Annotated in this window: 28 protein-coding genes; 13 read left to right on the top strand and 15 right to left on the bottom strand. The window is 70.7% G+C overall.

What is annotated here, in order from left to right:
* Nucleotides 1–101, bottom strand: a 101-nt coding sequence (locus ACH4TL_RS39785; protein WP_158786612.1) for a biotin carboxylase N-terminal domain-containing protein, incomplete at its 3' end; no start/stop codon positions are given.
* A gap of 354 nt (nucleotides 102–455) precedes the next feature.
* Between ACH4TL_RS39785 and ACH4TL_RS39790 the strand changes: the two genes are divergently transcribed.
* Nucleotides 456–908, top strand: a complete 453-nt coding sequence (locus ACH4TL_RS39790; protein ID WP_398328894.1) for a hypothetical protein — start codon at nucleotides 456–458, stop codon at nucleotides 906–908.
* Nucleotides 909–932: 24 nt separating this feature from the next.
* On the opposite strand, the gene ACH4TL_RS39795 is transcribed toward ACH4TL_RS39790, so the two are convergent.
* Nucleotides 933–1,544, bottom strand: coding sequence for a Maf family protein (locus ACH4TL_RS39795; protein WP_398328918.1), 612 nt, complete (start codon nucleotides 1,542–1,544; stop codon nucleotides 933–935).
* Between the two features lie 283 nt (nucleotides 1,545–1,827).
* Here ACH4TL_RS39795 and ACH4TL_RS39800 point away from each other — a divergent pair, with 283 nt between their 5' ends.
* Complete coding sequence (locus ACH4TL_RS39800) at nucleotides 1,828–2,226, top strand: peptidase inhibitor family I36 protein (protein ID WP_398328891.1); 399 nt, start codon at nucleotides 1,828–1,830, stop codon at nucleotides 2,224–2,226.
* Between the two features lie 23 nt (nucleotides 2,227–2,249).
* On the opposite strand, the gene mmpB is transcribed toward ACH4TL_RS39800, so the two are convergent.
* The 3 genes from mmpB to ACH4TL_RS39815 form a co-directional block, all read right to left on the bottom strand.
* On the bottom strand, nucleotides 2,250–2,381 hold the full coding sequence (mmpB, locus tag ACH4TL_RS39805; protein WP_385446875.1) for a morphogenic membrane protein MmpB: 132 nt from the start codon (nucleotides 2,379–2,381) through the stop codon (nucleotides 2,250–2,252).
* Between the two features lie 119 nt (nucleotides 2,382–2,500).
* Nucleotides 2,501–2,707, bottom strand: a complete 207-nt coding sequence (locus tag ACH4TL_RS39810; RefSeq protein WP_398328887.1) for an acyl-CoA carboxylase epsilon subunit — start codon at nucleotides 2,705–2,707, stop codon at nucleotides 2,501–2,503.
* Between the two features lie 20 nt (nucleotides 2,708–2,727).
* Nucleotides 2,728–4,323: an acyl-CoA carboxylase subunit beta gene (locus ACH4TL_RS39815; RefSeq protein WP_398328884.1), complete on the bottom strand. Its 1,596-nt coding sequence runs from the start codon at nucleotides 4,321–4,323 to the stop codon at nucleotides 2,728–2,730.
* A gap of 224 nt (nucleotides 4,324–4,547) precedes the next feature.
* Here ACH4TL_RS39815 and ACH4TL_RS39820 point away from each other — a divergent pair, with 224 nt between their 5' ends.
* The 6 genes from ACH4TL_RS39820 to hutH all read left to right on the top strand — a co-directional run bounded on the left by ACH4TL_RS39820 (nucleotide 4,548) and on the right by hutH (nucleotide 12,807).
* Entirely contained in the window at nucleotides 4,548–5,450 is a 903-nt protein-coding gene (locus ACH4TL_RS39820; protein ID WP_398328881.1) for a biotin--[acetyl-CoA-carboxylase] ligase, read from the top strand.
* A 300-nt stretch (nucleotides 5,451–5,750) separates the two neighbouring features.
* A complete protein-coding gene (locus ACH4TL_RS39825; RefSeq protein ID WP_398328879.1) occupies nucleotides 5,751–6,977 on the top strand; it encodes an adenylate/guanylate cyclase domain-containing protein in 1,227 nt (408 codons plus the stop codon).
* Nucleotides 6,978–7,089: 112 nt separating this feature from the next.
* Nucleotides 7,090–8,568, top strand: a complete 1,479-nt coding sequence (locus ACH4TL_RS39830; RefSeq protein WP_398328876.1) for a cytochrome P450 — start codon at nucleotides 7,090–7,092, stop codon at nucleotides 8,566–8,568.
* Nucleotides 8,569–8,614: 46 nt separating this feature from the next.
* Entirely contained in the window at nucleotides 8,615–9,409 is a 795-nt protein-coding gene (locus tag ACH4TL_RS39835) for an enoyl-CoA hydratase/isomerase family protein (protein ID WP_398328873.1), read from the top strand.
* Nucleotides 9,410–9,602: 193 nt separating this feature from the next.
* Nucleotides 9,603–10,700, top strand: a complete 1,098-nt coding sequence (locus ACH4TL_RS39840; RefSeq protein ID WP_398328915.1) for a diguanylate cyclase domain-containing protein — start codon at nucleotides 9,603–9,605, stop codon at nucleotides 10,698–10,700.
* Nucleotides 10,701–11,262: 562 nt separating this feature from the next.
* The gene (hutH, locus tag ACH4TL_RS39845) at nucleotides 11,263–12,807 is read left to right on the top strand and encodes a histidine ammonia-lyase (protein ID WP_398328870.1); all 1,545 of its coding nucleotides are present in this window, start codon (nucleotides 11,263–11,265) and stop codon (nucleotides 12,805–12,807) included.
* Between the two features lie 52 nt (nucleotides 12,808–12,859).
* Here the strand turns inward: hutH and ACH4TL_RS39850 are convergent, their stop codons facing one another.
* Nucleotides 12,860–13,168, bottom strand: coding sequence for a hypothetical protein (locus ACH4TL_RS39850; RefSeq protein ID WP_398328867.1), 309 nt, complete (start codon nucleotides 13,166–13,168; stop codon nucleotides 12,860–12,862).
* Nucleotides 13,169–13,462: 294 nt separating this feature from the next.
* Here ACH4TL_RS39850 and ACH4TL_RS39855 point away from each other — a divergent pair, with 294 nt between their 5' ends.
* The gene (locus ACH4TL_RS39855; protein ID WP_398328864.1) at nucleotides 13,463–14,719 is read left to right on the top strand and encodes an Ig-like domain-containing protein; all 1,257 of its coding nucleotides are present in this window, start codon (nucleotides 13,463–13,465) and stop codon (nucleotides 14,717–14,719) included.
* A 100-nt stretch (nucleotides 14,720–14,819) separates the two neighbouring features.
* On the opposite strand, the gene ACH4TL_RS39860 is transcribed toward ACH4TL_RS39855, so the two are convergent.
* The gene (locus ACH4TL_RS39860; RefSeq protein WP_398328861.1) at nucleotides 14,820–15,395 is read right to left on the bottom strand and encodes an RDD family protein; all 576 of its coding nucleotides are present in this window, start codon (nucleotides 15,393–15,395) and stop codon (nucleotides 14,820–14,822) included.
* Nucleotides 15,396–15,522: 127 nt separating this feature from the next.
* Between ACH4TL_RS39860 and ACH4TL_RS39865 the strand changes: the two genes are divergently transcribed.
* Nucleotides 15,523–16,314: a VOC family protein gene (locus ACH4TL_RS39865; RefSeq protein WP_398328858.1), complete on the top strand. Its 792-nt coding sequence runs from the start codon at nucleotides 15,523–15,525 to the stop codon at nucleotides 16,312–16,314.
* On the opposite strand, the gene ACH4TL_RS39870 is transcribed toward ACH4TL_RS39865, so the two are convergent.
* Nucleotides 16,286–17,758: a DUF2079 domain-containing protein gene (locus ACH4TL_RS39870; RefSeq protein ID WP_398328855.1), complete on the bottom strand. Its 1,473-nt coding sequence runs from the start codon at nucleotides 17,756–17,758 to the stop codon at nucleotides 16,286–16,288. The genes ACH4TL_RS39865 and ACH4TL_RS39870 overlap by 29 nt on opposite strands.
* Nucleotides 17,759–17,980: 222 nt before the next feature.
* Here ACH4TL_RS39870 and ACH4TL_RS39875 point away from each other — a divergent pair, with 222 nt between their 5' ends.
* The 3 genes from ACH4TL_RS39875 to ACH4TL_RS39885 all read left to right on the top strand — a co-directional run bounded on the left by ACH4TL_RS39875 (nucleotide 17,981) and on the right by ACH4TL_RS39885 (nucleotide 20,092).
* Nucleotides 17,981–18,598, top strand: coding sequence for a SurA N-terminal domain-containing protein (locus ACH4TL_RS39875; RefSeq protein WP_398328852.1), 618 nt, complete (start codon nucleotides 17,981–17,983; stop codon nucleotides 18,596–18,598).
* Nucleotides 18,599–18,612: 14 nt separating this feature from the next.
* Nucleotides 18,613–19,608 carry a nucleoside triphosphate pyrophosphohydrolase gene (locus ACH4TL_RS39880; protein WP_398328849.1) on the top strand — a complete coding sequence of 332 codons (996 nt, stop codon included), beginning with the start codon at nucleotides 18,613–18,615 and terminating at the stop codon, nucleotides 19,606–19,608.
* Between the two features lie 97 nt (nucleotides 19,609–19,705).
* Nucleotides 19,706–20,092 carry a DUF6479 family protein gene (locus ACH4TL_RS39885; RefSeq protein ID WP_398328846.1) on the top strand — a complete coding sequence of 129 codons (387 nt, stop codon included), beginning with the start codon at nucleotides 19,706–19,708 and terminating at the stop codon, nucleotides 20,090–20,092.
* Between the two features lie 71 nt (nucleotides 20,093–20,163).
* Here ACH4TL_RS39885 and ACH4TL_RS39890 read toward each other — a convergent pair whose 3' ends face one another.
* The 7 genes from ACH4TL_RS39890 to ACH4TL_RS39920 form a co-directional block, all read right to left on the bottom strand.
* Complete coding sequence (locus ACH4TL_RS39890; RefSeq protein WP_398328843.1) at nucleotides 20,164–20,919, bottom strand: enoyl-CoA hydratase/isomerase family protein; 756 nt, start codon at nucleotides 20,917–20,919, stop codon at nucleotides 20,164–20,166.
* Nucleotides 20,920–20,942: 23 nt separating this feature from the next.
* Complete coding sequence (locus tag ACH4TL_RS39895) at nucleotides 20,943–22,199, bottom strand: cytochrome P450 (RefSeq protein WP_398328840.1); 1,257 nt, start codon at nucleotides 22,197–22,199, stop codon at nucleotides 20,943–20,945.
* A 153-nt stretch (nucleotides 22,200–22,352) separates the two neighbouring features.
* Nucleotides 22,353–23,717 (bottom strand): cytochrome P450, encoded by a 1,365-nt coding sequence (locus tag ACH4TL_RS39900; RefSeq protein ID WP_398328837.1) that lies wholly within the window; start codon nucleotides 23,715–23,717, stop codon nucleotides 22,353–22,355.
* Nucleotides 23,718–23,726: 9 nt separating this feature from the next.
* Nucleotides 23,727–24,317 carry a GTP-binding protein gene (locus tag ACH4TL_RS39905; protein ID WP_398328834.1) on the bottom strand — a complete coding sequence of 197 codons (591 nt, stop codon included), beginning with the start codon at nucleotides 24,315–24,317 and terminating at the stop codon, nucleotides 23,727–23,729.
* Nucleotides 24,292–24,663: a DUF742 domain-containing protein gene (locus ACH4TL_RS39910; protein ID WP_398328831.1), complete on the bottom strand. Its 372-nt coding sequence runs from the start codon at nucleotides 24,661–24,663 to the stop codon at nucleotides 24,292–24,294. Before ACH4TL_RS39910 ends, ACH4TL_RS39905 begins: the two co-directional genes overlap by 26 nt.
* Nucleotides 24,660–25,058: a roadblock/LC7 domain-containing protein gene (locus ACH4TL_RS39915; RefSeq protein WP_009717316.1), complete on the bottom strand. Its 399-nt coding sequence runs from the start codon at nucleotides 25,056–25,058 to the stop codon at nucleotides 24,660–24,662. Before ACH4TL_RS39915 ends, ACH4TL_RS39910 begins: the two co-directional genes overlap by 4 nt.
* The gene (locus ACH4TL_RS39920; protein WP_398328827.1) at nucleotides 25,055–26,164 is read right to left on the bottom strand and encodes an ATP-binding protein; all 1,110 of its coding nucleotides are present in this window, start codon (nucleotides 26,162–26,164) and stop codon (nucleotides 25,055–25,057) included. The genes ACH4TL_RS39915 and ACH4TL_RS39920 overlap by 4 nt, the downstream gene beginning before the upstream one ends.
* Between the last annotated feature and the right edge of the window lie 427 nt (nucleotides 26,165–26,591).

Raw genomic sequence — 26,591 nt, forward strand, 5'->3', positions numbered from 1 at the left:
GGATCGGCGTAGACGGCTACGCTCGCGATCCCGGCATCCCGGCAGGCACGGGCAACACGGACAGCGATCTCGCCACGATTGGCGATGAGCACCTTGCGCACGATGGCTCCCTCCTTGAAACAAGCCGAGTTTAGGTACAGGCAACACCCCACGCCGAGAAGCACTCGGGCGTGAGCTTGACCACACGGAGCGTTAATCCTGCCCGGGGCAGACAGCCGGATCCCCCGTCGCTCCACGGTACGCCCGGTTTTCCGGCCCGCGGCGAAGTCCGCGATGTGTGCGGGATCTCCACCCCGCCGTGCTGGGGAGCTTCGGGATTCTTTGTGGGATCCCTACGAACGAGGGGCGGAAACTTTGCCGCACGGTCCTGCTCGGACAAGCCCCTCGCGCACCTCTTGTGGGGCGGCTTACCCGTTAGTAGCGTTCGCCGTGTCGAACCGGAAGAGGTGGGCGGGGTGGCACGCAGACCAGTGGCCGCGGTGGCGGCCGTGACGCTGATGCTGGAAGCGGTCGGCATAGCGCTGCTGAACTGGATCCTCGGCCTGGTCGTGGACCGGCAGCAGATGTCCCTGGGCGGGCTGGACACCGACGCCATGTCGGTGGGGACTTGGGTCGGCGGCGGCGTCTTCGGCCTCTATCTGCTGCTGTGCGGCGTGGTGCTGCTGCGCATGGCGCTGCGCGACCGCGCGCCCGGCCGGTTCGGCCGCATCCTCCTCATCACCTGCGCGGTGACACACGGCGTGGTGGGCGCGTTCTCGGTCGGCCTGGTGGGCTGGCCCGCGTTCGTCTTCATGATGGTCGTGCTGGGGCTGGTGGTGCTCAGCCTGCTGGCGTACGAGCCCCAGGGCGCGGCCCGGGGCGGCGCCGCCCCGGAGGCCGAGGGCCAGGACGCCCCCAGCCCGGCCTGAGGCGCCTTCAGCCCGCTTCAGCTCTCACGCCCACAGGTCGGTGATGCCCACGCCGATCTCGGCCAGCAGGGTGCGCAGCATCGGCAGCGACAGCCCGATGACGTTGCCCGCATCGCCCTCGATGCCCTCGATGAACGGCGCCGAGCGCCCGTCGAGCGTGAACGCGCCCGCCACGTGCAGCGGTTCGCCGCTCGCCACGTACGCGGCGACCTCGGCGTCGGTCGGCTCGCCGAAGTGGACCGTGGTGGAGGCGGTGGCGGAGGTGCGGCGGCCGCTCGCGGTGTCGATCACGCAGTGCCCGGTGCGCAGGACGCCCGCCCGGCCGCGCATCGACTTCCAGCGGGCGGTGGCCTCCTCGGCGTCCGCGGGCTTGCCGAGCGCCTGCCCGTCCAGCTCCAGCACCGAGTCGCAGCCCACGACGATCGCCCCGTCGGCCTCCGCGAGACCGGCCACGGCCGCGGCCTTGGCCTCCGCCAGCACCCGCGCCAGCGCGGCGGGCGTCTCGGCGGTCAGCGCGTCCTCGTCCACTCCGCTGACGATCACCTCCGGCGCGAATCCGGACTGCCGCAGCAGTCCGAGGCGGGCGGGGGAGGCGGAGGCGAGGATCAGGGTGCGCTGGGCAGTCATGCGCACCAGAGTAGGCGGGCGGCGCGCCGGGTGTGAGCCCTCGTCCCCTTGAGGGCCGGTCGGAGCCGGGGATCGTGGCGGGAGCCGGGTTGTGGCGGCGGGAGGCGGCGCGGGCGGTCCGGCGCCGACACCACCGGCGCCCCCGGCTCGCGGTGCGGAGGGCGCCCGTCCGCACCCTCCCGGGGCGCCTCCCGCGCCCTCCGCACGCCCTGACGAGGGCCGTTTCCACCGCACCAGACTGACTTCCGCCCGGGTGGTTGCCCGGGGACACCTACGGGAGGAGACGTCTTCCATGCGTCATGCCACTTCGCTCGCCATCGCCTCGTTCGCCTTCGCGGCCGCCCTCGGCGTGGCCCCCGCCGCGTCCGCCACCGGCTCGGCACCGGCCACCGCGGGGGGCGGCAGCGGCGCCGCGGCCTTCCACTGCGATCCGGGCAAGTTCTGCATCTACAGCGGCTGGGACGGCGGCGGCACCCGCTGCCAGTGGACGTCGGAGAAGGTCGCGAACACCGCCGACCTGTGTTCCTTCATCCGCAACGGCAAGAAGGTGCTGTCCGTGTGGAACGGAACGGGCCACCGCGTCCAGTACTACACGCAGACCAACTACAACGCGCGCGTCGGATCGACGACCGCCGGCCACGGGGGCAACCTCCAGGGCAGCTACCAGATCCGCTCCTTCAAGAAGCAGTAGGCCGGCGGCCGCGGATCCATCCGTCAGGGGTGCAGCGTGAGCAGGCAGGTGGCGATCATGACGGCGATCGCCAGGACGGCGCGGACGCGGCGGAGCATCGCCTGAGCGCGCCGTAGATCTTCTGGCGGCTCGTCGGGCGGCTCGGACCACAGCATGCGACCGATAGTGCGCCCGGACGGTCGCGTGGCGCCTGAGTACGCGTACTCAGGCGCCACGGCGCGGAGGAACTATTTCTGTATTGAACTAGTCGAGCCCGTCGAAACGGCTGGATGGTTCAGGCGGGCCAGTACGTCGTGCGCCACGCCTTGGGGCCGGGCTGCGGGACGCGGCGGCTCGGGATGGTGCGGGCCGGATCGGACCACTCCTCCGGTACGCCCTCGCCCTGCGCGGCGGTCGACGCGGCCGCCGCGCGGGCTTGTACGACCGCCAGTGCGGCTGCCAACTCCTCTGGGGTGGGATTGCCCCGGACGATTCGGATCATGGAAACAGCCCTTCCTGAACCTAGAGCGGGATGTTGCCGTGCTTCTTCGGGGGCAGTTGCTCGCGCTTGTTCCGCAGGGTGCGCAGCCCCCGAACGATGTGGCGGCGGGTCTCGGACGGCATGATGACCGCGTCGACATAGCCGCGCTCGGCCGCCGTGTACGGGTTGAGCAGGGTGTCCTCGTAGTCCGCGATGAGTTCGGAGCGGGTCGCCTCGGGGTCGTCGGCGGCCGCGATCGTACGGCGGTGCAGGATGTTGACCGCGCCCTGGGCGCCCATGACGGCGATCTGCGCGGTGGGCCAGGCCAGGTTGAGATCGGCACCCAGGTGCTTGGAGCCCATCACGTCGTACGCGCCGCCGAAGGCCTTGCGGGTGATGACGGTGATGAGCGGGACGGTGGCCTCCGCGTACGCGAAGATCAGCTTGGCGCCGCGCCGGATGATGCCGTTGTACTCCTGGTCGGTGCCGGGCAGGAAGCCGGGCACGTCCACGAAGGTCAGCACGGGCACGTTGAACGCGTCGCAGGTGCGGACGAAGCGCGCGGCCTTCTCCGAGGCGTCGATGTCCAGACAGCCCGCCAGCTGCATCGGCTGGTTGGCCACGATGCCCACCGGATGGCCCTCGACCCGGCCGAAACCGGTGATGATGTTGGGCGCGAAGAGCGTCTGGGTCTCCAGGAACTCGCTGTCGTCCAGGACGTGCTCGATGGCCCGGTGCATGTCGTACGGCTGGTTCGCCGAATCCGGGATGAGGACGTCCAGCTCCTGGTCCTCCTCCGAGACCTCCAGATCGGCCTCGTCGGGGAAGGCGGGCGGCTCGGAGAGGTTGTTGGACGGCAGGTACGACAGCAGCGTCTTGACGTACTCGATGGCGTCCTTCTCGTCGCCGCCCATGTGGTGGGCGACGCCGGAGGTGGTGTTGTGGGTGCGGGCGCCGCCCAGCGACTCGAAGCCGACGTCCTCACCGGTGACCGTCTTGATCACATCCGGTCCGGTGATGAACATGTGCGACGTCTGGTCGACCATGACCGTGAAGTCGGTGATCGCGGGCGAGTAGACCGCGCCGCCCGCGCACGGGCCGACGATCAGGCTGATCTGCGGGATCACCCCGGAGGCGTGAACGTTTCGGCGGAAGATCTCGGCGAACAGGCCGAGCGCCACCACGCCCTCCTGGATCCGGGCGCCGCCGCCGTCGTTGATCCCGACGATGGGGCAGCCGGTCTTCAGCGCGAAGTCCATCACCTTCACGATCTTCTCGCCGTAGACCTCGCCCAGCGAGCCGCCGAAGATCGTGAAGTCCTGCGAGTACACGCACACCGGACGCCCGTCGACGGTGCCGTAGCCGGTCACGACGCCGTCCCCGTAGGGCCGGTTCTTCTCGATGCCGAAATTGGTGGAGCGGTGCCGGGCGAACTCGTCCAGCTCCGTGAAGGAGCCCTCGTCGAGGAGCAGGTCGATGCGCTCGCGCGCGGTCAGCTTGCCCTTGGCGTGCTGCTTCTCGACCGCCCGCGCGGAGCCCGCGTGTGTCGCTTCTTCGATGCGGCGCTGCAGATCCGCGAGCTTCCCCGCGGTGGTGTGACGATCTGGAATCTCGGGGGCAATCTCCGGCTCGGACATCGGGATGCGGCTCCTGCTCGTCCTGGGGGTGGATTCTGGGACCGTGACGCTGAGGTGCGGTTCCGGGGGTTCGAACGGTGGCTTGATCGGGGCTAGATCGGGGCTTGATCGGGCTCGTGAGGACTGGGGGCTACCGGTCCGTAGCGTATCGGCGCGTCCGCCGGGTGGCACTGCGTCGTTGGCCACACCTCCTGGTCCACCTCCCTGGTCCTAGGCTGGCCCGTATGACGTCATCTGACACCCCCGAGGGCCCAGGAGATCGACGGGATCCCCGAGATCCACGCGATCCGGGTGGCCGCTGGTCGGACCTGGAACGGCCGCCGCTGAACGCGACCGCCCTGCGCCGCGCCCTCGTGCGCCCCGGCGGGCTGTGGACCGAGCTGGAGGTGGTGGAGGCGACCGGCTCGACCAACACCGACCTGGTGGCCCGGGCCGGGGCCGGTGCCCCGGAGGGCGTGGTCCTCGTCGCCGAGGAGCAGAACGCCGGGCGTGGCCGCCTCGACCGCGTCTGGACCGCCCCGGCCCGGTCCGGGCTGTTCTTCTCCATTCTGCTGCGGCCCGGCGCCGCGGGCGTCCCCACGTCCCGCTGGGGCTGGCTGCCGCTGCTCGCCGGGGTGGCGAGCGCGGGGGCGCTGAGCCGTACGGCAGGCGTGGACACGACCCTGAAGTGGCCGAACGACCTGCTGGTGAAGGTCGGCGGCGAGGAGCGGAAGTTCGGCGGCATCCTCGCCGAACGGGCCGACGACGCCGTGGTGATCGGCGTCGGCCTGAACGTTTCGCTGCGCGCCGGTGAACTCCCCGTGCCGACGGCGGGCTCGCTCGCCCTCGCCGACGCGATCTCCACCGACCGCGACCCCCTGCTGCGGGCCGTCCTGCGGTCGATCGAGCAGTGGTACGGGGAGTGGCGCCGGTTCGAGGGCGACCCCGCGGCCTGCGGCCTCCAGGAGGCGTACGCGGCGGGCTGTGCGACCTTGGGACGACGGGTCCGCGCGGAGCTGCCGGGCGGCGGGGCGACCGTCGGCGAGGCGGTCGCGGTCGACGGCGACGGACGGCTGGTGCTGGCCTCGGACACCGGGGTGCAGGAGCCGGTCTCGGCCGGTGACATCGTGCACCTGCGCCCCGCGTGAGCGGGGGACAAGGGATGGACGGGCAGAGTGAGCCGAAGGGCGCGCCGCTGTCGTAAGGGAGAGCGCGCGGAGACTCCGAGGAACGAGGAGTCGAGCACGGTCGACCGTCGACCGGGGGCACCTCCCAGCGGTAGCTGGGGGCGGGCTTAGGCGCCCGGAGGCGAACGGAGAGACGGGCAGAGTGAGCTAGGGCACACCTGACGTATCGTGGTGGCGGTCCGTCCAGTTCGGGGCGGCCGTAGGCCGAACCGGAAGAAGGAACGTAAGGGCAGTGCGCACGGAACGGACAGGGGGCGGGCGGTGACCGCCGACGACGCGGGTTCCGGCACGGCCGAGGGGCGCGGGTTGCGGGACGACGCCGTGGACGACGCCGACCGTGCCGCAGCGGAGGCCGCCGAGGCCGCCAAGGCCGACGACGACGCCGAGGCCGCGGAGGCCACGGATGAGGACGGGGCCGCCGAGGACGGGGACGACGCCGACGCGCCGGACCCCATCGCGCTCCGGCTGGAGCAGCTCATCCTCGGCGCCGAGCGGCGCTACACCCCCTTCCAGGCCGCCCGCAGCGCGGGCGTCTCCGTCGAGCTGGCCACCCGCTTCTGGCGGGCCATGGGCTTCGCCGACATCGGCCAGGCCAAGGCGCTCACCGAGGCCGACGTGCTGGCGCTGCGCCGCCTGTCAGGACTGGTCGAGGCGGGGCTGCTGAGTGAGCCCATGGCGATCCAGGTGGCGCGCTCCACCGGGCAGACCACCGCCCGTCTCGCCGACTGGCAGATCGACTCCTTCCTGGAGGGGCTCACCGAGCCCCAGGAGTCCGGGATGACCCGGACCGAGATCACCTATCCGCTGGTCGAGCTGTTGCTGCCGGAGCTGGAAGAGTTCCTGGTGTACGTCTACCGGCGGCAGCTCGCGGCCGCGACCGGCCGGGTCGTGCAGGCGGCGGACGACGCGGAGATGGTCGACCGGCGGCTCGCGGTCGGCTTCGCGGACCTGGTGAGCTTCACCCGGCTGACCCGGCGGCTGGAGGAAGAAGAGCTGGGCGAGCTGGTCGAGGCGTTCGAGACCACGGCCGCCGACCTGGTGGCCGCGCACGGCGGCCGGCTGATCAAGACGCTGGGCGACGAGGTGCTGTACGCGGCCGACGACGCGGGCATCGCCGCCGAGATCGCGCTGCGGCTGATCGAGACCCTGACCCATGACGAGACGATGCCCGAGCTGCGCGTCGGGATCGCCTTCGGCACGGTCACGACCCGCATGGGCGACGTCTTCGGTACGACGGTGAACCTCGCGAGCAGGCTGACCTCCATAGCCCCCAAGAACGCGGTCCTGGTGGACGGCGCCTTCGCGGAGGAGCTGAGCCACATCGGGGACGCCCCGGTGTCGGAGGCCGAGGCCGCGGAGGCGGCCGCCAAGGCCGAGAAGGACGGCGAGGAGCCGCCCACGTACCGCTTCGCGCTCCAGCCGATGTGGCAGCGGCCGGTGCGAGGGCTCGGGGTCGTGGAGCCGTGGCTGCTGAGTCGCCGGGGCTGAGCCGTCGGGGCTGATCCGGGGCCGGGTTGCCGTGGCGGGCCGAAGTTGACGAATCTCACCAAACGCCGAAGTCGCCACGAGGCGGAAATCCGTTCGGCTAGCGTACGTCGGCATGATCGACGAACCGGTTGAAACGGGCACCGGGACGGGTACCGGGCCGGACGCCGAGGCGGCTGCCGTGCCGCTGTACACGCCGGAGTTCATCAAGGACCCGTCCGCCGTCTACCGGCGACTGCGCGAGACGTACGGCCCGCTGGCGCCGGTGGAGCTGGACCCGGGCGTCACCGCGACCCTGTGCGTCGGCTACGACACCGCGCTGGAGATCCTGCGCCGCCCCGAGACGTTCTCCAAGGACCCGCGGCGCTGGCGGGCCAAGAACGAGGGCCGGGTGCCGCTGTCCAGCCACGCGGGGCAGCTCATCCGCTACCGGCCGCAGCCCACCGCGGTGGACGGCGAGGAACACCTGCGGTACCGCACCGCCATCGACGACTCCACCGGCCGCATCGACCCGGGCGCGCTGCGCGGCTACGTCGAGCGGATCGCCGACTCCCTGATCGACCAGTTCTGCGACGCGGGCGAGGCCGACCTGATCGGCGAGTACTCCGCGCTGCTGCCGCTGCTCGTCCTCGGCGAACTCTTCGGCTGTCCGCGCGAGATCGCGGACCGGCTCTTCACCGGACTCGCGCACCTGTTCGACGGTACGGACGTGGCGGAGGCCGACCGTACGATCACCGCGGCCCTTCAGGAACTCGTCGCCCTCAAGCGCGCCCGGCCCGCCGCCGACATCACCTCCTGGCTGATCGCCCACCCGGAACGGCTCGCCGATCACGAACTCGTCGAGCAGCTGATGCTGCTCACCGCCTCCGGCAGCGACCCGGTGATCAACCTCATCGGCAACGCGCTGCGGGTGCTGATGACCGACGAGCGGTTCGCGGGCGGCCTCTCCGGCGGCAGCATCCTCGTCGAGGACGCCCTGGACGAGGTGCTGTGGACGGACCCGCCGCTGGCCAACTTCGCGGTGCACTTCCCGCGCCACGACGTCACCCTGGCCGGGACGCGGCTGCGCGAGGGCGAGCCCGTCGTGATCAGCTTCGCCGCCGCGAACCAGGACGCGCTCCGGACCTCTGACCGCAACCGCGGCAACCGCGGCCACCTGGCGTTCAGCGCGGGCCCCCACATGTGCCCCGGCCGCAGCTCGGCCCGGCTGATCGCCTCCGTCGCCATCGAGAAGCTGATGGACCGGCTGCCGGAAGTGGAGCTGGCGGCCGAGCAGGAGGATCTGCTGTGGCGTCCGGGCATCTACCAGCGTGGTCTGGTGTCGCTTCCGGTGCGCTTCCCGGTGGTGGAACCGGAACCGGAGACCCCTGCGGCTCCGGCCCCCTCTCCGGACCCCGCCCCGGTGTCGCCCGAGGCATCGCCTCCGCCTCCGGATCCGGCCCCCGCCCCGGCCCCCGCTTCCGCCCCGACCCCGCCGCCGGTGCCGAGTTGGGCCACCGCCGACGAGGGTTCCACGGCGGCCGCGGGCGACTCCCCGGAGCGCTCCCGGCCGTCGATGCTGGCCTTCCTGATGCGGTGGCGACGGCGCCGGTAACGTAGCCCGGGCAACGGTTCACGGTCGTTAACCGGGAGGGTGCGAGATGAGTGAGCAGCGGTACGGGGAGTGGGTCGCGGTCCGTCGGGACGGCTTCGTGGCGGAGCTGGTGCTGGACCGGCCGAAGGCCATGAACGCGGTGTCGTCCGAGATGGCCCGCAGCATCACGGCGGCGTGTGCGGCGCTCGCGGACGACGCCTCGGTACGGGCCGTCGTCCTCACCTCCACCCATGAGCGGGCCTTCTGCGTCGGCGCGGACCTCAAGGAGCGGAACTCCTTCACCGACGCCGAGATGATGCGCCACCGCCCCGTCTCCCGCGCCGCCTACACGGCCGTGCTGGAGCTGCCCGTGCCCGCCATCGCCGCCGTACACGGCTTCGCCCTCGGTGGCGGCTACGAGCTGGCGCTGTCCTGTGACGTGATCGTCGCCGACCGTACGGCCGTGGTGGGGCTGCCCGAGGTATCCGTCGGCGTGATCCCGGGCGGCGGCGGTACGCAGCTGCTGCCCCGCCGGGTCGGGGCCGCCCGCGCCGCCGAGCTGATCTTCTCCGCCCGCCGGGTGCCCGCCGAGGAGGCCCACGCGCTGGGCATGGTGGACGAGCTCGTCGCGCCGGGTGAGGACCGTACGGCCGCACTGGAGCTGGCCGGGCGCATCGCCGCGAACTCGCCGGTCGGCCTGCGCGCCGCCAAGAAGGCCATGCGGCTCGGGCACGGCCTGGACCTCAAGGCCGGGCTGGAGGTCGAGGACGCGGGCTGGCGGACGATCGCCTTCTCCGGCGACCGCGCCGAGGGCGTCGCGGCGTTCAACGAAAAGCGCACGCCGGACTGGCCCGGCGAGTGACGGTCACCGATCCGGCCAATACTGGCAGTGAACGGCCTAAAGCGGATTGTCCTCGACATTCATACTCTTGAGTGCAGAGCGGACATGCGGCGAGGAATGCGAGGCCGACGTGAGTGACAACGGGGATGACGGGGCCGACGGGGACCGAAGGGTCGACGGGCGGTTGCGGGCGGTGGTGGGCCTCGCGCAGGCGATGGCGGCGGCGCCCACCCGGCGCGAGTCGGTGGGCGCCGCCGCCGACAGCGCGCGCCGCGCGCTGGACGGCACCTTCGCGGCGGTTTCGGTGTGGGAGCGGGACCGGGGCCGGTTGCGGGTCCTGGTGAACGTGGGCGAGCTGATGCCGGGGGAGGAGCCGGTGCCGGACGACGAGTCGTATCCGGTGCACGACTTCCCGGAGATCGCGGAGTTCCTGCACGAGCGGTGGGCCGCGGGCGGCGAGCCGCATGCGTGGGTCGAGACCGCCGAGGGCACCGGGCCGGGCACGGCCTCGTACTGCCACCAGCGGGTGGCCGCCCTGCGACGGCGCGGCCGCGGCTCGTGCGTGGTGGCACCGCTGGTGCTGCACGGGCGGGCGTGGGGCGAGCTGTACGTGGCGCGGCCGGTCGGCCGCCCCGCCTTCTGCCGCGACGACGCGGATTTCGCGACCGTCCTCGCCTCGGTGGCGGCGGCCGGGCTCGCCCAGACCGAACGTCTGGAGGAGGCCCGCCGCCTGGCCTTCACCGACCCCCTGACCGGTCTCGGTAACCGGCGGGCGGTGGACATACGGCTGGACGAGGCGCTGGAGGCGTACCGCGAGCACGGCACCGTGGTGACCCTGGTGGTGTGCGACCTCAACGGCCTCAAGCGGGTCAACGACACCCTCGGCCATGCGGTGGGAGACCGCTTGCTGGAACGTTTCGGCACGGTGCTCTCCCTCTGCGGCGCGATGCTGCCGGGCGCCCTTGTGGCGCGGCTGGGCGGCGACGAGTTCTGCCTGCTGGGGGTCGGGCCACCGGCCGACGAGGTGGTGCGGGTGGCCGATGAGCTGTGCCGGCGGGCGGCGGAGCTGGAGATGGGCGAGGGGGTCGCGTGCGGCGTCGCCTCGACCGGCGACCCGATCGGCCCCGTACCGTCCGCCCGCCGCCTCTTCCGCCTGGCGGACGCGGCCCAGTACCGCGCGAAGGCGGCCCGCTCCCAGAAGCCGGTCGTCGCGGGCCGCGACGGCGGCCCCGACGACCCGGTGATCCGCCTGGCCGACACCCCCGCGACCCACCCCCCAGAACGCCGCCGCTTCCGAGGCCGCCGCCCGTAGCCCACCCCGGGCCCCTCCGCCCGAGGGTCCGTCCCGCGCCCCGCTCGGAGCCCGCCCCCTGCCGCGGTCGGCGTGTCTTCGTCCGGGGGCCCGCCGCGCTGTGTTTCCCCGCCCCGCCCCTTCCCGAACGGGGTGCTGCGCCCGCGCCCCTGCTCGGGGCCGTGGTGCGGTGCCTCCGCCCGGGGGTGCGTGCCGCGCTCTGTTCCCCGCCCCGCCCCTTCCCGAACCGGGGGCTCCGCCCCCGAGCCCCCGCTCGGGGCTCCGCCCCGCATCCCTCGGGAGGGCGCCCCGGACCGCTTCGGGCCTGCGCCCAGGCGCTGCGGCGCCTCCGCCGCGCCGCCCCCGGGGCTGCGCCCGCGCTCCGGCGGCGCCTCCACCGCTCCCCTCTCGGGGCACCCCGGACCGTTTCGGGGCCGTGTCCGCTTCGGGGCTCTGCGCCTGCGCCCCCCTGCACGGCTGTGGCCCACCTCCAACCCGGGCTGCGCCCCCGCAACCCTGCCCGGACCCCGGGGGCGTGCCCCCGGGGTGACAGTGGGGGATTCACTCTCTAGGGTGCCTGAATATGGATATGCACACTGTGGTGGTGGGGACGTCCGGAACGACCGCCGAGGACGTTGTCGCCGTGGCGCGGGGCGGGGCGCGGGTTGTGGTGGGGGAGGAGGCGCTGGGGGCCGTCGCGGAGGCGCGGCGGGTCATCGACGACCTGGCGGCCAAGCCCGAGCCCGTGTACGGCGTCTCCACCGGCTTCGGCGCGCTCGCCGTACGCCACATCAGCCCGGAGTTGCGGGCCCAGCTCCAGCGGAACATCGTCCGCTCGCACGCGGCCGGGATGGGCCCGCGGGTGGAGCGCGAGGTGGTGCGGGCGCTGATGTTCCTGCGGCTGAAGACGCTGGCGTCCGGCCGGACCGGGGTGCGGCCGGTGGTCGTGGAGACGATGGCGGCCCTGCTCAACGCGGGGATCACGCCCGTCGTGCACGAGTACGGCTCCCTCGGCTGCTCCGGCGACCTCGCGCCGCTGTCCCACTGCGCGCTCGCGCTGATGGGGGAGGGCGAGGCGGAGGGGCCCGACGGGGAGGTGCGGCCCGCGGGCGAGCTGCTGGCGGCGCACGGCATCGAGCCGGTCGAGCTGCGCGAGAAGGAGGGCCTGGCGCTGCTCAACGGCACCGACGGGATGCTCGGCATGCTGGTCATGGCCTGCGCCGACCTGGCCCGGCTGTACACCGTCGCCGATGTGACGGCGGCCCTGTCGCTGGAGGCGCTGCTCGGTACGGACCGGGTGCTCGCGCCCGAGCTGCACGCGATCCGTCCGCACCCCGGCCAGGCGGCCAGCGCGGACAACATGCTGCGGGTGCTGGCCGGTTCCGGGCTCACCGGGCATCACCAGGACGACGCGCCGCGCGTCCAGGACGCGTACTCGATCCGCTGCGCGCCCCAGGTCGCGGGCGCGGGCCGGGACACGCTCGCGCACGCCCGCCTGGTCGCGGACCGGGAGCTGGCGTCGGCCGTGGACAACCCGGTGGTGCTGCCGGACGGCCGGGTGGAGTCGAACGGCAACTTCCACGGCGCGCCCGTCGCGTACGTCCTGGACTTCCTCGCCGTGGCGGCGGCCGACCTCGCCTCGATCGCGGAGCGCCGTACGGACCGGCTGCTGGACAAGAACCGCTCGCACGGGCTGCCGCCCTTCCTGGCGGGTGACCCGGGCGTGGACTCGGGGCTGATGATCGCCCAGTACACCCAGGCGGCGCTGGTGAGCGAGCTGAAGCGGCTCGCGGTGCCCGCGTCGGTGGATTCGATCCCGTCCTCAGCGATGCAGGAGGACCACGTCTCGATGGGCTGGTCGGCGGCGCGCAAGCTGCGCACGGTGGTGGACAACCTGACCCGGGTCCTGGCGATCGAACTGGTCGCCGCGGCCCGCGCGGTGGAGCTGCGGAAGGGGCTGGAGCCCGCGCCCGCGACCCGGGCGGTGCTGGCGGCGGTGCGCGGCGCGGGGGTCGAGGGGCCGGGCGGGGACCGCTACCTGGCGCCGGACCTGGCGGCGGCGGAGGAGTTCGTACGGTCCGGGAAGCTGGCCGAGGCCGTCGAATCGGTGACCGGGCCGCTGGCCTGACGGAGCATGGGCCGGAAGTCCCGGGCAGAAAGGCCCGGGTAGAACGGCACGGTCAGGGGGCCTCCGCGCGCGCACGGCGTGCGGAGGCGGTCACCATGGTCACGCCGAGGCCCAGGAAGGCCGTGCCTCCGGCGAGATACGGGGTGACGTCCACGCTGCCGGTGTCGGCGAGGTTTTCGTCCGGGACGGCCTCGGTGCGCGGCTGGGACGGCGCCTGGTCGGAGGAAGACCCGGAGGAAGACCCGGAGGAGGACGCGCGGCCGTCGGTCTCTACCGTCGCGTTGGCGGAGGGGACGAACCACAGGGCGCACAGCAGCGAGCCCGCGGCGGCAGCGGTCAGCAGCGGTCGGCGTGCGGACACAACGGCATCCTCCTTGAGGCTGCGGCGAATTGACCCTGTGCGTCCGATCGTAGTGACACATCGGGTCCGTACGGTAGCGAACCGGGGCGCCGGACCGTGCCGCACCATATGACTAATCCATGACTGTCATGGTTTGTCCGGATTCACGGCGCTGCGTCATAAGCTGGACCAGCGTCTTTGCTAAGTGGCCTCGCGCACAGTTTTACTGGGCGTGGAACCGACCAAAAGGTACAGGCGTTCTTCCTGGATAGGTCTTGGGTTTCTGGGGTCCAGTCGTAAATGGAGAAGCGTGTGATGACGTACGGCAAGCGCCGTAGGGGGCTGGCGGCAGCAGCCGCCGTGCTCAGCGGGGTAGTGATGCTGTCCGCCTGCGGCGGGGGCGGCGACAGCAGTGACGACAAGGGCGGCGGCAAGGGGCAGTCGCAGGTGGACGAGGCGGCCGCCAAGGACGCCTCCGACGCCCGCATCAAGATCACCCCGAAGTCCGGTGCGACCAACGCGGGCATCAACAGCGACACCAAGGTCACCGTCGCCAAGGGCAAGCTCACCTCGGTGACGATGACGTCCAAGGCCGACGGCTCCACCGTGGCCGGGTCCATATCGTCCGACGGGACCTCCTGGAAGCCGGACGGGCAGCTGGAGCGGTCCACCCAGTACGAGATCAGCGCGAAGGCCAAGGACTCCGACGGCCGCAAGGCCACGGAGCACTCCTCCTTCACGACCGTCTCCCCGGCCAACAGCTTCATCGGCAACTTCACGCCGGAGGACGGCTCGACGGTCGGCGTGGGCATGCCGGTGTCGATCAACTTCGACAAGGCGGTGACCAACAAGAAGGACGTCCAGTCCCACATCAAGGTCACCTCCAGCAGCGGCCAGGAAGTCGTCGGCCACTGGTTCAACGGCAACCGGCTGGACCTGCGCCCGAAGGACTACTGGAAGGCCAACTCCACCGTCACCCTGAAGCTCGACCTGGACGGCGTCGAGGCGTCGTCGGGTGTGAAGGGTGTCCAGGAGAAGACCGTCACGTTCAAGATCGGTCACTCGCAGGTCAGCACGGTCGACGCCAAGTCCAAGACGATGAAGGTCGTCCGCGACGGCAAGCTGATCAAGACCATCCCGATCTCGGCGGGCAGCCCCGACAACACGACCTACAACGGCCAGATGGTGATCTCCGAGAAGTTCAAGGAGACCCGGATGAACGGTGCGACGGTCGGCTTCACCGACGACGACGGCAAGGGCGAGTACGACATCAAGGACGTGCCGCACGCGATGCGTCTGTCGACCTCCGGCACCTTCATCCACGGCAACTACTGGGGCGCCAAGTCCATCTTCGGCAGCCAGAACACCAGCCACGGATGCGTGGGCCTGTCGGACACCAAGGGCGCGAACGACCCGAACACGCAGGGCGCCTGGTTCTACAACAACTCCCAGATCGGTGACGTCGTGGTGGTGAAGAACTCCAACGACAAGACCGTGGCCCCGGACAACGGCCTCAACGGCTGGAACATGGACTGGAGCCAGTGGGTGGCGGGCAGCGCGACCGGCGCCTGACGCCGCGTCCGACGTCTTCTCCACCTCAGCACCACGACCGGGCGGCGGTCGGCCTTCGGGCCGGCCGCCGCCCGGCGTTTCGGGGCCTGTTGGCGTGCCGTCAGGCCAGGGCCCGCAGCCGCCGCAGGTCCTTCACCCGTACGTAGCGGACCTTGCAGTGGTCCTCGTACGGATCGCCGTCCGCGCCGAACAGGCCGCGCACCGGCTGCATCGGCAGCCAGGTCATCCCGATCAGCCAGCGGTGGACCAGCCGCCAGAACCCCGGCCGCCCGGCGTCGGCCTCGCGCACCACCCGCATCCACAGCATCCACTTGCCGAGGGAGGCCCGGAAGATCCAGGCCCCCAGCACCTGGTTGACGATGGACAGCCCGAACACGGCGCTCACGAACAGGATCACGGGGTCGGCCCCGACCTTGAGCATCGGGAAGACCTTCAGCCCGAGCGTGAGGCCGCCGCCCCAGGCGAGGGCGCAGTCCACCGTCGCCGCGAACATGCGCCGCTCGTCACCGGCCGGCTCCGGGACGTGGACCGGCCGGGGCTGCGGCGTGGGAGGCGGGGCGTACGGCTGCGGGGCGGGGTGCGCGTAGGGATGGGCGGGCGGCTGGGCGTAGGGGTTGCCGGAACCGGGCGGAGGGGAATGCGGAGTGGGCTGGTACTGCCCCCGTGGATCACTCATGGTCGAAATCTTGCCAAGGTCCACGACAGGACCCGACGGCGGCTCCCGCCGAGTGGTGCTCCGGCCGAGTGGCGCCCCCGCCGCACCGGAGGACAATTGACGGCAGAGGCGCGACCGGGAGGCAACGATGCCCGCATTCACCGCTCCCTATGAGCCCGGCACCCCGTGCTGGATCGACCTGACGGCCTCCGACCAGCAGGCCGCCCTGGACTTCTACGGCGGCCTGTTCGGCTGGTCCGGGGAGATCGGCCCGGCCGAGTTCGGCGGCTACACGGTCTGCACGCTGAAGGACCGGCCGGTGGCGGGGGTGATGGCCGCGCAGGCGATGGACGACCAGCCCGCGCCGCCGACCGTCTGGACCACCTATTTCGCCTCGGCGAACGCCCAGGCCACCTCGGAGGCGATCAGCCGCAACGGCGGCACCGTGCTGCTGCCCGTCATGGACGTGATGGACCTCGGGAAGATGCTGGTGGCGGCCGACCCCACCGGGGCCGTGTTCGGCGTCTGGCAGGCGCAGGAGTTCCCGGGGGCGGGCATCGTCAACGAATCGGGCGCGCTGGTGTGGAACGAGCTGAACACCAGCGACCGCGAGGCGGCGAGCACGTTCTACGCGGAGGCGCTCGGCCTGGAGACGACCGCCATGGAGGGCGACGCCAAGGGCTACTACGGGCTCTCCGTGAACGGCCGCACGGTCGGCGGGCTCCAGCCGCTGCGCGAAGGGGTGCCGCCGGGCACGCCCTCGCACTGGCTCGTCTACTTCTCGGTCGAGAACACCGACCGGACGGTGGCGAAGCTGTCGGCGGAGGGCGGGACCGTGCTCAAGCCGCCGTTCGACATGGTGGCCGGGCGGATGGCCCTGGTGCAGGACCCGCAGGGCGCGCCGTTCGCGGTCATCGCCCCGCAGCCGATGGGCTCTTGAGCCGGAGCAGGAAGTAGCCGCCGCCGGTGGCCAGCGCCTCGTAGCGCGCGTGGGGGTGCAGCTGCTTGGCGTACGCCAGCTCCTGCCGCACCGTGCGGTCCGGCGGCTCGGCGAGGGCCAGGTACTGCGGGGTGACGCCCTGGGTGGCGCCGACCCAGAAGACCCGGCAGCGGCTGGTGAGGCGCGCTATCGGCCCGACGTTGGCCTCGACGGTCGCGCCGTCGGGGATGCGGTCCAGCAGCCGTTCCGCGGCGGCGACGTCTCGCGGCTTGCGGTACGTGGCGGCCTCGGCGAGCCCGGCCAGCGGCAGTGAGGTGGTCAGGGCGAGGGCCGCGGCGCAGACCGCGGCGGGTACCTGGCGGGCGTACCGGCCGAGCCAGTCGCGGCGGCTCGCCCCGATCCGGTCGAGCGCGTCGACCAGGGCCAGGAAGACGACCGGCATCAGCACCGCGCTGTAGTGCCAGTCCGTGCCCCAGTAGTGCTCGTCGTGGGAGACGAAGCGCCAGCCGAGGGTGGGCACGGCGGCCAGCAGCAGCGGGGAGCGCAGCGCGAGCAGCCCGGTGGTCGGCAGCAGCGTCCACAGCAGGGTGCCCAGCGCGGTGGCGAAGGGGATGGTGGCGTCCGAGCCGCCGCTGCCGACCTTGTCCCAGTAGTCGTACGAACCGGCCCCGTTGAAGCCGGGGATGACGACGCCCAGGGCGAGCGCCGAGCCGAGGATGCCGAAGCCCATGAGGGCGACGGCGAGCGGCGCGATGCCCGGCACCCGCTCGCGCCAGGCGCGGATCGCGATGACGGCGCCGATCGCGGCGACCGTGGCGCCCATGTCCTCCTTGACGAAGACCAGCGGGGCGGCCCACAGCATCGCCGCGTACCAGCGCTTGCGTATGACGGCTTCGAGGGAGAAGGCGATGAGCGGGATCGCGAAGCAGATCTCGTGGAAGTCGAAGTCCACGGCGCGCTGGAGGCCCCAGGCCAGTCCGTACGCGAGGCCGATCGCGAGCCCCCGGGCCCGGCCGAGGAGCCGGGCGGCGGTCCGCGCGACGGGCACGGCGGAGAGCGCGAACAGGGCGGCCTGCGCGACGAGCAGCGTGACCGGGCCCGGGAAGATCCGGTAGAGCGGGGCGAGCAGGGCGGTGATGGGGCTGAAGTGGTCGCCGAGGATGTTGGCGCCGGGGCCCTTGAGGTCCGCTATCGGGGCCTGGAAGTGTGCGTACGCCCGTATCGCCTGCTCGAATATGCCCAGGTCCCACGACATGGTGGCCATGCGGCGGTAGCGGCAGACCGACAGGGTCGCGAAGGCCGCGAACAGGCCGAGGGCCAGCCACCACGGATCGAGGCGGGGATGGCGCAGCGCGGCCGCCCGGGTGTGCGGACGCTCACCCTCCGTGGCGGCGGCCGCGCCCTCCGCGGTGCTGCCGGGCGGGGCTGTCGCTGCCGTGTCCATCCGGGGTCCTTGTCCTTAAGGAGTCTGGGCTCGTGCGGGCGGGGCGGTCCGGTCGAAAAGATACGCGAACGGGGGGCGCCGGTTGCACGGTCGCCGTAACCCGGGGCTGACCAAGACCGCGGTGAATCGTTGTCCAAGCAGTGGCCTAGGCCGCGCCGACTCCATACCATCGATCAACGCCAGATCGTTTGTCGCGCCGCACGATCTCTGCCGGGAGGCTCAATGATCCGCCGCCGTACTGCGCTCTCCGTCTCCGCCGCGTCCGCCCTGCTGGTCTGCGCACCCCTGCTGACCGCCTGCGGGGGCACCCCGCGGGCCGGTTCCGCGGCCGTCCTGCACGACGGGCGGATCACCGAGTCGCAGCTCCAGGCCCAGGTGAAGGACGTACGGGACGCGCAGCGCGGCTCCCCGAAGGCGGACCAGCTGGTGGCCGCCAGCGGCCAGCTCACCCAGAACACCCTCATCCGCATGATCCAGTTCAAGGTCATCGAGCGGGCGGGGAAGGACAACGGCATCGGCGTCAGCCGCAGCGCCGTGCAGCGCGCCCGCGCCGCCACCGAGCAGCAGGCCGGCGGGGCCGCCGGGCTGCGCGCCGCCTACCTGGAGCAGGGCATCGCCCCGGACCAGATCGACGATGCCGTCCGCATGGAGCTGACCCGCACCGCGCTGCTGCGCAAGCTCGGTGTCGCCAAGGTCAACGCGGTGTTCACCCGCACCTCCAAGGACCTCGACATCAAGGTCAACCCGCGCTACGGAAGCTGGGACGACACCAAGGGCACCGCGGTCCTCGCCAAGGAGGCCTGGTTGCGCACCTCCACCGCCTCGCAATCGCCCGCGTAGGTTACGTTTCAAGGGTGACCACGCCTGACTCCGATGCCCCCGCGACCGGCTCCGCCACCGGCCGCGTCGTCCTCCTCACCACCACCCACCGGGTGGCTCCCGGACTGCTCTCCTGGCCCGCCTGGCAGGCGCTGCGCGGCGCGGACCGGGTGCTGTGCGCGGACCCCGACCATCCGCAGCTGCCGTATCTGCGGGAGGCGGGCATCGAGGCCGAGCACGCCGTCCCGGCGGCGCGCGAGCTGGTCGACTACTGCGTCGCGGAGGGCGGCCGCAGCGCCGTCGTGATCACCTCGGCCGACGGCGAGTCCGCGCTGACCGACGGGCTGGCCCGGCTGGCGGGTTCGGGCCGCGAGGCGATGCCGGACCTGGAGCTGCTGCCCGGTTCGTACGACCTGCCGGGCGCGCGCCTGCTGGACCTGGTCCAGGTGATGGACCGGATCCGCGCGGAATGCCCGTGGAGCGGGGCGCGGACCCATGAGGAGCTGGTCAAGTACGGCATCGAGGAGGCGTACGAGCTCGTCGAGGCCATCGAGGAGGGCGACCGGGAGGCGCTGCGCGAGGAGCTGGGCGATGTGCTGCTCCAGGTCGTCTTCCACTCCCGGATCGCGCAGGAGCACGAGGACGAGCCGTTCTCGATCGACGATGTGGCGGGCGCGATCGTGGACAAGCTGATCCGCCGTCATCCGCATGTCTTCGGCGAGGAGGCCGCGGAGACCGCCGAGGACGTCAAGGCGCACTGGCTGCGTACCAAGGCGATCGAGAAGCAGCGTGACTCGGTCACCGAAGGGGTGCCGCTCGGTCAGCCCTCGCTCGCCCTCACCGCCCAACTCGCCTCCCGCGCCCGTACCGCCGGGCTCGCGGTCGCCCTGCCGGAGGGCGAGGGCATCGGCTACGAACTGCTGGCGCTGGCGATCCGCGCCAAGGAGGCGGGCGTGGAGCCGGAGACGGCGCTGCGCGCCGCGGCCCGCGCCTACCGGGACGCGATCCGGGCGGCAGAGAGCACCGCCTGACGGCCCCTCGAACGGTGGTTTCACCCCGGCCGGACCGCGTCTTGATCGCGGTCCGGCCCGGGTGCGTCAACCCTGCGGCGCGGGGTACCCGGCGGCCATGGATACGTACGCCATGGATCTTGCGATGCCGCACGACTTCCTGGTCGGTACGGCACCGCTCGTCGTCGGCATCGTGGTGGTCGTGATCCTCATCGTGGCCATCTGGTTCGGCATCCGGGTACGGGCCCGCGAGCCGGTGCCCACCCAGGAGCCGCAGCGCCGCTCGGGCGCCTGGCAGCAGGTGGACGAGAGCGAGCGCGAGGCACGGCGGGCGGGCCACGGTCCGGGACACCAGGACGACCAGGACCGGGTCGGCTACCAGACGCAGCACCGGGAACCGGACGAGGTGTCCCGGGACGGCGTCCGGCGCCGCCCGCACCAGCTGGGCGGCTCGGGCACCAGGGACTCGGGTTCGGGCGGAGCCGAGGGCCGGAAGCCCTGGTGACCGAGGTCAGCAGCGGTTCGTTCGGCGGTGGGTGAGCCGTACGGGACACTCCCGTACGGCTACGGCTACGGCTACGACCGGCGGCCGCTCGCGACGACGGCCGACAGCAACTCGGCGTCCAGCAGGGTCGTGTCGCCGAGCCGGGAGGCGGCCGCATAGGAGTTCAGCAGCACCTTGGTGGTGCGCAGGGCCGCTGCGGAGCGGCGCAGCACGGGCTTGGACCACTCCTTGATCGCGTCGTCCAGTTCGGCTTCGGCGGCGACCCGGTGCACGACGGACAGTTGTTCCGCACGGGTGGCGTCGAAGCTGTCCCCGGTGAGGATCAGCTCACGGATCCTGGTGGCGCCCACCTCGTGCAGCAGCCGCGGCAGGGAACCGCCCCAGGCGGTCGGCAACCCGAGGGCGAGTTCCGGCAGCCGGAAGCGGCAATCGAACGCGCCGATGCGCAGATCGCAGAAGAGGGCGAGGGCCAGACCCGCCCCGATGACCTGTCCGTGCAGCCGCGCGATGGTGACGGCGGAGGTGGTGGCGAGGGCGTCGCATACTCTGCGTGCCTTCCCGCCGATGGTCCGCAGCCCCGATCCGGTGGGGTCGTCGGTGAGTTGTCCGGCGAATTCGTGGCGGTCTCCGCCCCGGCAGAAATCGGGTCCGGCGCCGGAGAGCACCAACACGCGTATGTCCGGCCGATTGTGCACTTCTTCCAGCACCACGAGAAGATCGTCAAGGATCTCCTCGCTGATCGCGTTGCCGGTTTCCGGACTGTTGAGTTCCACTCGCAGTTCGGGCCCGTCGCCCGTGATGTGCAGGGTCTTGACGTCGTTGAACATGGTGTCCTCTCATTCGGTCTGTTTCAGCGCTCTGTTACGTGCAGCGCGGTGAGCCGCCGGAAGGCGACCCGCGGCTCCCAAACCGGGGGAGCGCTGACCCGTAGGGTCGGAAAACGCCTGATGAGGGACTTCAGGAGAACGGTGGCCTCCAGGCGGGCCAGGGCCGCTCCGATGCAGTAGTGGATTCCGCTGCCGAAACCGAGGTGACTTTCGGTGCGCAGGATGTCGAAGGTGTGGGGGTCGGTGTAGTGCGCCGGGTCGTGGTTGGCGGCGCCGAGCATCACGTGGACGACCTCGTCTCTCGATATTCGAAAGCCGGAGAGAATGGTGTCCTCGGTGGCGACCCGGGTGGTCAGGTGGATCGGCGCGTCGTAGCGGAGTACTTCCTCGATGGCCTGCGGCACCTGCTCCGGGTGGGATCGCAGCCAGGCCATGGTCGCCGGGTGCTGGTCGAGCAGCCACACCATGTTGGAGAGCAGGGTGGAGGTCGTCTCCAGCGAGGCGATGACGATGAACATCACCAGGTGGTAGACGGTTTCGTCGGCGAGGGCGCGGTCCGGCTCGATCTCGTCCCAGGTACGGATCCAGTGGGAGAGGGGGTCGTCCCCGAGGGCCTGCCGACGCTCCCGGATGACCGCGGTGAAGTAGTCGCGCAGGCCCTCGGCGGCCTCATTGGCGTGGGCGAGCTGACTCTTGGAGGGCAGGAGTTCCTGGGCGAGTCCCTGACCGTGGGTCAGGGACTTGAGAAGATCGTGATCCGATTGTGGGAGGCGTAGCCAGTGGCTGATTGTCGCCGCTGGCATTTCCTCGCCGACCGTGGTAGCGAAATCCGCTTCCTTGGTGGTGCGCAGCTGCTCGGCAAGCTGGTCGAGCAACGTGTCGGCGATGCGTGAGACCGGTCCCTCGAGCGCGTTGAGGGTGGACCGATCGAATATGTTGCCCAAGGACCGCCGCTGAAGGGTGTGCACCGGCGGATTGAGTCCCTGAAGGGTTTTGCTGAGTTGCTGAGCGGCCGGCGCGTTCCAGCGATTTACGTCGCCTTGCCGCGCCCGCCAATCAGCGTCGAAGGTTGACCATTTCTTGCTGCGCAACACATGGTCGCAGATATCATGAGAGAGGAGCAGATAGCCGCCCCAGGGCGCGGGAACAACATCTCCCATCGCCCTGAGTTCCGCGTAGATCGGGTAGGGGTTCGACTGCCCTCGCGAGGAGCGAAGGCGGGACATGAGTGAAACTACGGAACGTCGGTCGACAATCCTGTCGGCAGCGACAGATTCCATATTGGCTCCTTCAAGTCCAACACCCCGGCCTTGCTCATCTCTTTTTGTGTGAGTTACCGAGAGTGAGGTAGGTGTCACGTGAATTCGCGATACGTTCTACCCTCGTGATTGAACATTCATTCAGGGTGAAATACGTTCGAATTATGGACATCGTCACACCTTCCACCACGCCAGGAAGGAGCTCCACCAGCTACCCTTCTCCGGCTTTTCCTGGGAACGGTTTCGAGGGGCCGCCGGGGTGGCGGACGGGGCCTGGTGCTGCCCGGTCGGCGGCGCGGAGGTCCGCTGGGGCTGCACGGGTGCGAAGCGCGCGGGCAACCCGGCGAGTGCCCGGTGGAACGGGCCGGGGCGCCAGGTCAGGCTGTCGGCCGACACTGCCAGCTCGATGTCCGGGAGCTGGTTCAGCAGCTTCTCGATGGCCGTCACGGCGATGAGCTGAGCGGGATCCTTGGCCGGGCAGGCGTGCGGTCCGGCGCTCCACGCGAGATGGGCCCGCTTGCTCAGGACCTGGCGGGACGAGGAGAGCTTGGGGTCGGTATTTGCCGCGGCGAAGCTGACGATAAGCAAATCGCCCGCGGCCAGTCGTGCATTGCCGAATTCCGTGTCCTGCACGGGATAGTGCGGGGCGTAGTTCGCCATCGGGGACTGGTTCCAGAGGGCGTCGTCGATGGCGTCCTCCACCAGCAGCCCGCCGCCCGAATACCGCTCGTCGGACAGCATGAGGTAGAGCCCGTTGGCGATGAGGTTCCGCTGCGGTTCCGTACCGGCCGAGATGAGCATGACGAGCTGATGGATCATCTCCTCGTCACTGAGCTTCGCGCGGTGCTGCATGAGCCGGGATGTGACATCGTCTCCCGGCTGCCGCCGCTTGAGCGAGACAAGCTCGATCAGGCCCTGCGTCAGTTCTTCGTTGGCTTTTTCCGCGTCGACCCCGCCGTCGAAAATCCCCGAGGTACCGAAGACCAGTCGGTCACCGATTTCCGGCGGGCAGCCGAGAAGCTCGTTGAAGACCAGTAGCGGCAGCATCTTGGCGTAGTCGTTGAGCAGATCGACCGTGCCCCGCGCGCTGAATTGGGCGATGAGATAGGAGGCGACCTGCTCGACATGGCGGCTCAGCCAGTGCGGGTCCACGGCCGCCAGGCTGTCTGTCACCGCCTGGCGCAGCCGCAGGTGCTCCGCCCCGTCGGTGAACAGACAGTTCGGGCGATATGCCAGCATGGGTGCGACCGGGCTGTTCTGCGGTATTTTGCCCTCGTTGAAATCCCGCCATCGGCGGGGGTCCTTGGAGAAGAGATCCGGGTTCTGCAGCACCTGGAGGGCCGCCGAGTAGTCCGTGACCAGATTGGCTTCCACGCCGGGGGACAGCTCGACCGGTGCGATCGGCCCGTACGTGCGGAGGTGCTCGTAGAAGGCCGCCGGGTCGGCCGCGAACTCGGGACCGTGCAGCGGCACCCGCTCGCCGCCATGATGGGCGGGGCAACCCGGTGGCGGAACCGGGAAGTCCGACTGTGTCTCCATTGCGTGCTCCTAGCGGGTACGTGCCTGTAGATAGCGGACAAGTTCCATCAGCGCGTTGGCCGATGACTTCTCGTCACGCGCGTCACAGGTGACGATGGGGGTCTCGGGCAGGAGATCCAGCGCCTCGCGCAGTTCCCCGTCGGGTCGGACCGGAGTGCCGTCGAAGTGGTTGACGGATATCGCATAGGGAAGTCCGTACTGTTCCACCAGGTCGATCACCGCGAAGGATTCCTTGAGGCGTTCCGGATCGACCAGGATGAGCGCCCCGAGCGCACCCCGCGTCATGTCCTCCCACACCTGGACGAAGCGTTCCTGCCCAGGTGTGCCGAAGAGATAGAGAACCAGTCGATCGCTGAGTGTGAGCCGACCGAAGTCCATGGCCACGGTGGTCGTGGTCTTGCCCCGGGTACCCATCAGATCGTCGACGTGGGCACCGGCCTGCGTCATCCGTTCCTCGGTGCGCAGCGGGGGGATTTCCGACATGGTGCCGATGAACGTCGTCTTTCCGACCGCGAAGTGCCCCACGACCAGGATCTTGGCCGCGATCTGCACCGCGTCGTCCAGATAGACGCCCTCATCCGAAGCGGGCCTGGAGACCATCCAGTACCTCCTGAAGGAGTGATACGTCGACGAGCTGGGCAGGTGGCGCGGGGGCGCGCGTGATCAGATAGCCGTCCGACGACAGGTCGGACAGCAGGACCTTGACGATGCCGATCGGCAGCCCCATGTGGCCGGCGATCTCGGCAACGGAGAGATAGCCCCCTGAACACAGGTCCAGCAGGCTCCGCTTCTCCGGGTCGAGCGTCGGAGAGCGTCTCTGTTCGGAAGCGGTCACCAAGGTGATCAGGTTGAACTGGTCACTGTCCGGGAGCCCGCGGCCGTTGGTGATGACGTACGGTCGCACTAATCCAGCGGACTCGGGCTCCTGCTCCTCCGGGGCAGTCATGCCTGAACGCCCGTTTCGCGGGGTGGAGTGGTCAGCGCCTTGCCGAGCTGACCGACGAGCTGCTGCATGCGGAAGGTGATGTCGGCCATGTCGACGTCGGGCGCGGAGGACACCGCCAGGTAGGCGCCCTCACCGGCCGAGATGAGGAAGACCCAGCCACCGTCGAACTCGACCAGCGTCTGACGCCAGTTCATGTGGGGGCCGCCGCAGAAGCCGGCCATCGTCCGGCTCAGCGACTGGATGCCGCTCATCGCGGCGGCGACGGTGTCGGCCTCGTCCTTCCTGACTTCTTGGGACCGGGCCATCAGCAGACCGTCCGCGGAAACCAGGATCGCGTGACGCGCCCCGGGTACTTCCAGGGCGCTGTCAAGCATCCATGACAGGTCGTTGTTCACTGAGGATCATGCCCTTCCCTGTTCGGGTTTGCGGAGCGACCGGACTGTGTGCCGCGTTGGAAGGCGCCCATGATCGAGGCGGTTTCCTCGCTCGTCCGGCTGGGGGCGTTCGATTCGTCGGACCGCGGCACGATGGACATCGAGCCCTTGCGGCGGCGTTTGGGCAGCCCGCCCGCGGTGGAATCGCTCTCCTCGGGGGCTGCGGCCTGGGACGTTCGGGGCGTGGGCTGTTCTTCCGGCTCGGGCATGTTGGTCAAGAGGTCCTCGGGAAGCAGCACAACCGCACGCACACCACCGTAGGGAGAGGCCGAATCGACGGAGACGGTGAAGCCGTAGCGGGAGGCGAGCACGCCGATCACCGCGAAACCGAACTGGGGCGGATTGCCCAGGCCGGTGACGCCCGACGCGCGCTGGGCGGAGAGCAGTTCGTCGGCCCGGTTCTTCTCCTCCTCGTTCATACCGACGCCGGCGTCGTCGATGATGATGCAAACGCCCTTGGGGACGGTGCGGATCGAGATGTCGATCGGGGAGTCGGGAGCGGAGTAGCTGGTCGCGTTGTCCAGCAGCTCGGCGAGGGCCAGGGCGACGGGTTCGACGGCCCGGCTGACCAAGGCGAAGTTGCTCTGGGAGCGGATCTCGACGCGCGTGTAGTGGCGGATGCGGCCCTTGGCGCTGCGCACCACGTCGTAGACGGAGGCGACGGCCCGCTGACGGCCCAGCCAGCCGTCGCACAGAACCGCGATCGACTGCGCACGGCGGCCGAACTGCGAGTTCATGTGGTCGATCTCCAGCAGGTCCTGGAGGATGTGGTGCTCGCCGTAGCGGTCCTGGAGCTTCGAGATCGCCAGCTGCTGCTCGTTGGCCAGACCCTGAAGCGTCCGCATCGCGGACTTCAGCGCGCTCTTGGTGGCTTCCTCGGCTCGTACCTGAGCGTCCTGAACCGCCGCCGCGTAGTTGTTCTCGAGTTCGGCGGTGCGGTTCTGGAGTTCCGCCCTCTCGGTACTGAGCTTCGCTCTCGCTTTTCGCCCGCGAATAATGGCGGTTGCGGCGAGAGGCGTGCCAGCGATCAGGGCCCAGAGCGCAGGATCCTGTATGTAATGCGTCATAAGACTCTCTTTAAACGACTAGACCGCCAGGGACTGAAGGTTGCTGCGTGAATAAGAATCCAGGGGTTATGGAGGGGCGGCGGTAAGTCAGCGCCCGTACGGTGCCGGCCGGGTCGCGGTGCGTCGCACTGGTCCTGCCGCGGGCAGCGCACGGGCACGAGTGCGCCGGTACGGCTCCATATGCCCAACTCGCGGCATAGTGCTCCTCAGAGTGGTAACCCTCTCGGCTGATTTACCGGATCGCCGTGTGTCTTACGGGCCCTTGGCTCGCCTGGCAAGCGCGGTGATCGTATCACCAGGGGAGGGAGGCCCCATGCATGTGCCGGAGGCCCATTTAACCACCTGACACCGTTTCAGCCACCCCCGCATTTTGCCTCATTGGTCGACGTCAGCGCATGTGCCGTAGGTCTCTGCCGAGTGCGTCGCG

Origin of the sequence: Streptomyces sp. NPDC021115, from assembly GCF_044333065.1 — a bacterium.
In the GTDB taxonomy this organism is placed as follows: Bacteria; Actinomycetota; Actinomycetes; order Streptomycetales; family Streptomycetaceae; genus Streptomyces.

Bases quoted from the DNA above. Each gene is read 5' to 3' on its own strand.
- ACH4TL_RS39800 (WP_398328891.1), top strand. From the start codon at position 1,828: ATGCGTCATGCCACTTCGCTCGCCATCGCCTCGTTCGCCTTCGCGGCC.
- mmpB (WP_385446875.1), bottom strand. From the start codon at position 2,381: ATGCTGTGGTCCGAGCCGCCCGACGAGCCGCCAGAAGATCTACGGCGC.
- ACH4TL_RS39810 (WP_398328887.1), bottom strand. From the start codon at position 2,707: ATGATCCGAATCGTCCGGGGCAATCCCACCCCAGAGGAGTTGGCAGCC.
- ACH4TL_RS39815 (WP_398328884.1), bottom strand. From the start codon at position 4,323: ATGTCCGAGCCGGAGATTGCCCCCGAGATTCCAGATCGTCACACCACC.
- ACH4TL_RS39820 (WP_398328881.1), top strand. From the start codon at position 4,548: ATGACGTCATCTGACACCCCCGAGGGCCCAGGAGATCGACGGGATCCC.
- ACH4TL_RS39830 (WP_398328876.1), top strand. From the start codon at position 7,090: ATGATCGACGAACCGGTTGAAACGGGCACCGGGACGGGTACCGGGCCG.
- ACH4TL_RS39835 (WP_398328873.1), top strand. From the start codon at position 8,615: ATGAGTGAGCAGCGGTACGGGGAGTGGGTCGCGGTCCGTCGGGACGGC.
- ACH4TL_RS39840 (WP_398328915.1), top strand. From the start codon at position 9,603: ATGGCGGCGGCGCCCACCCGGCGCGAGTCGGTGGGCGCCGCCGCCGAC.
- hutH (WP_398328870.1), top strand. From the start codon at position 11,263: ATGGATATGCACACTGTGGTGGTGGGGACGTCCGGAACGACCGCCGAG.
- ACH4TL_RS39855 (WP_398328864.1), top strand. From the start codon at position 13,463: ATGACGTACGGCAAGCGCCGTAGGGGGCTGGCGGCAGCAGCCGCCGTG.
- ACH4TL_RS39860 (WP_398328861.1), bottom strand. From the start codon at position 15,395: ATGAGTGATCCACGGGGGCAGTACCAGCCCACTCCGCATTCCCCTCCG.
- ACH4TL_RS39865 (WP_398328858.1), top strand. From the start codon at position 15,523: ATGCCCGCATTCACCGCTCCCTATGAGCCCGGCACCCCGTGCTGGATC.
- ACH4TL_RS39870 (WP_398328855.1), bottom strand. From the start codon at position 17,758: ATGGACACGGCAGCGACAGCCCCGCCCGGCAGCACCGCGGAGGGCGCG.
- ACH4TL_RS39875 (WP_398328852.1), top strand. From the start codon at position 17,981: ATGATCCGCCGCCGTACTGCGCTCTCCGTCTCCGCCGCGTCCGCCCTG.
- ACH4TL_RS39885 (WP_398328846.1), top strand. From the start codon at position 19,706: ATGGATACGTACGCCATGGATCTTGCGATGCCGCACGACTTCCTGGTC.
- ACH4TL_RS39890 (WP_398328843.1), bottom strand. From the start codon at position 20,919: ATGTTCAACGACGTCAAGACCCTGCACATCACGGGCGACGGGCCCGAA.
- ACH4TL_RS39895 (WP_398328840.1), bottom strand. From the start codon at position 22,199: ATGGAATCTGTCGCTGCCGACAGGATTGTCGACCGACGTTCCGTAGTT.
- ACH4TL_RS39900 (WP_398328837.1), bottom strand. From the start codon at position 23,717: ATGGAGACACAGTCGGACTTCCCGGTTCCGCCACCGGGTTGCCCCGCC.
- ACH4TL_RS39905 (WP_398328834.1), bottom strand. From the start codon at position 24,317: ATGGTCTCCAGGCCCGCTTCGGATGAGGGCGTCTATCTGGACGACGCG.
- ACH4TL_RS39910 (WP_398328831.1), bottom strand. From the start codon at position 24,663: ATGACTGCCCCGGAGGAGCAGGAGCCCGAGTCCGCTGGATTAGTGCGA.
- ACH4TL_RS39920 (WP_398328827.1), bottom strand. From the start codon at position 26,164: ATGACGCATTACATACAGGATCCTGCGCTCTGGGCCCTGATCGCTGGC.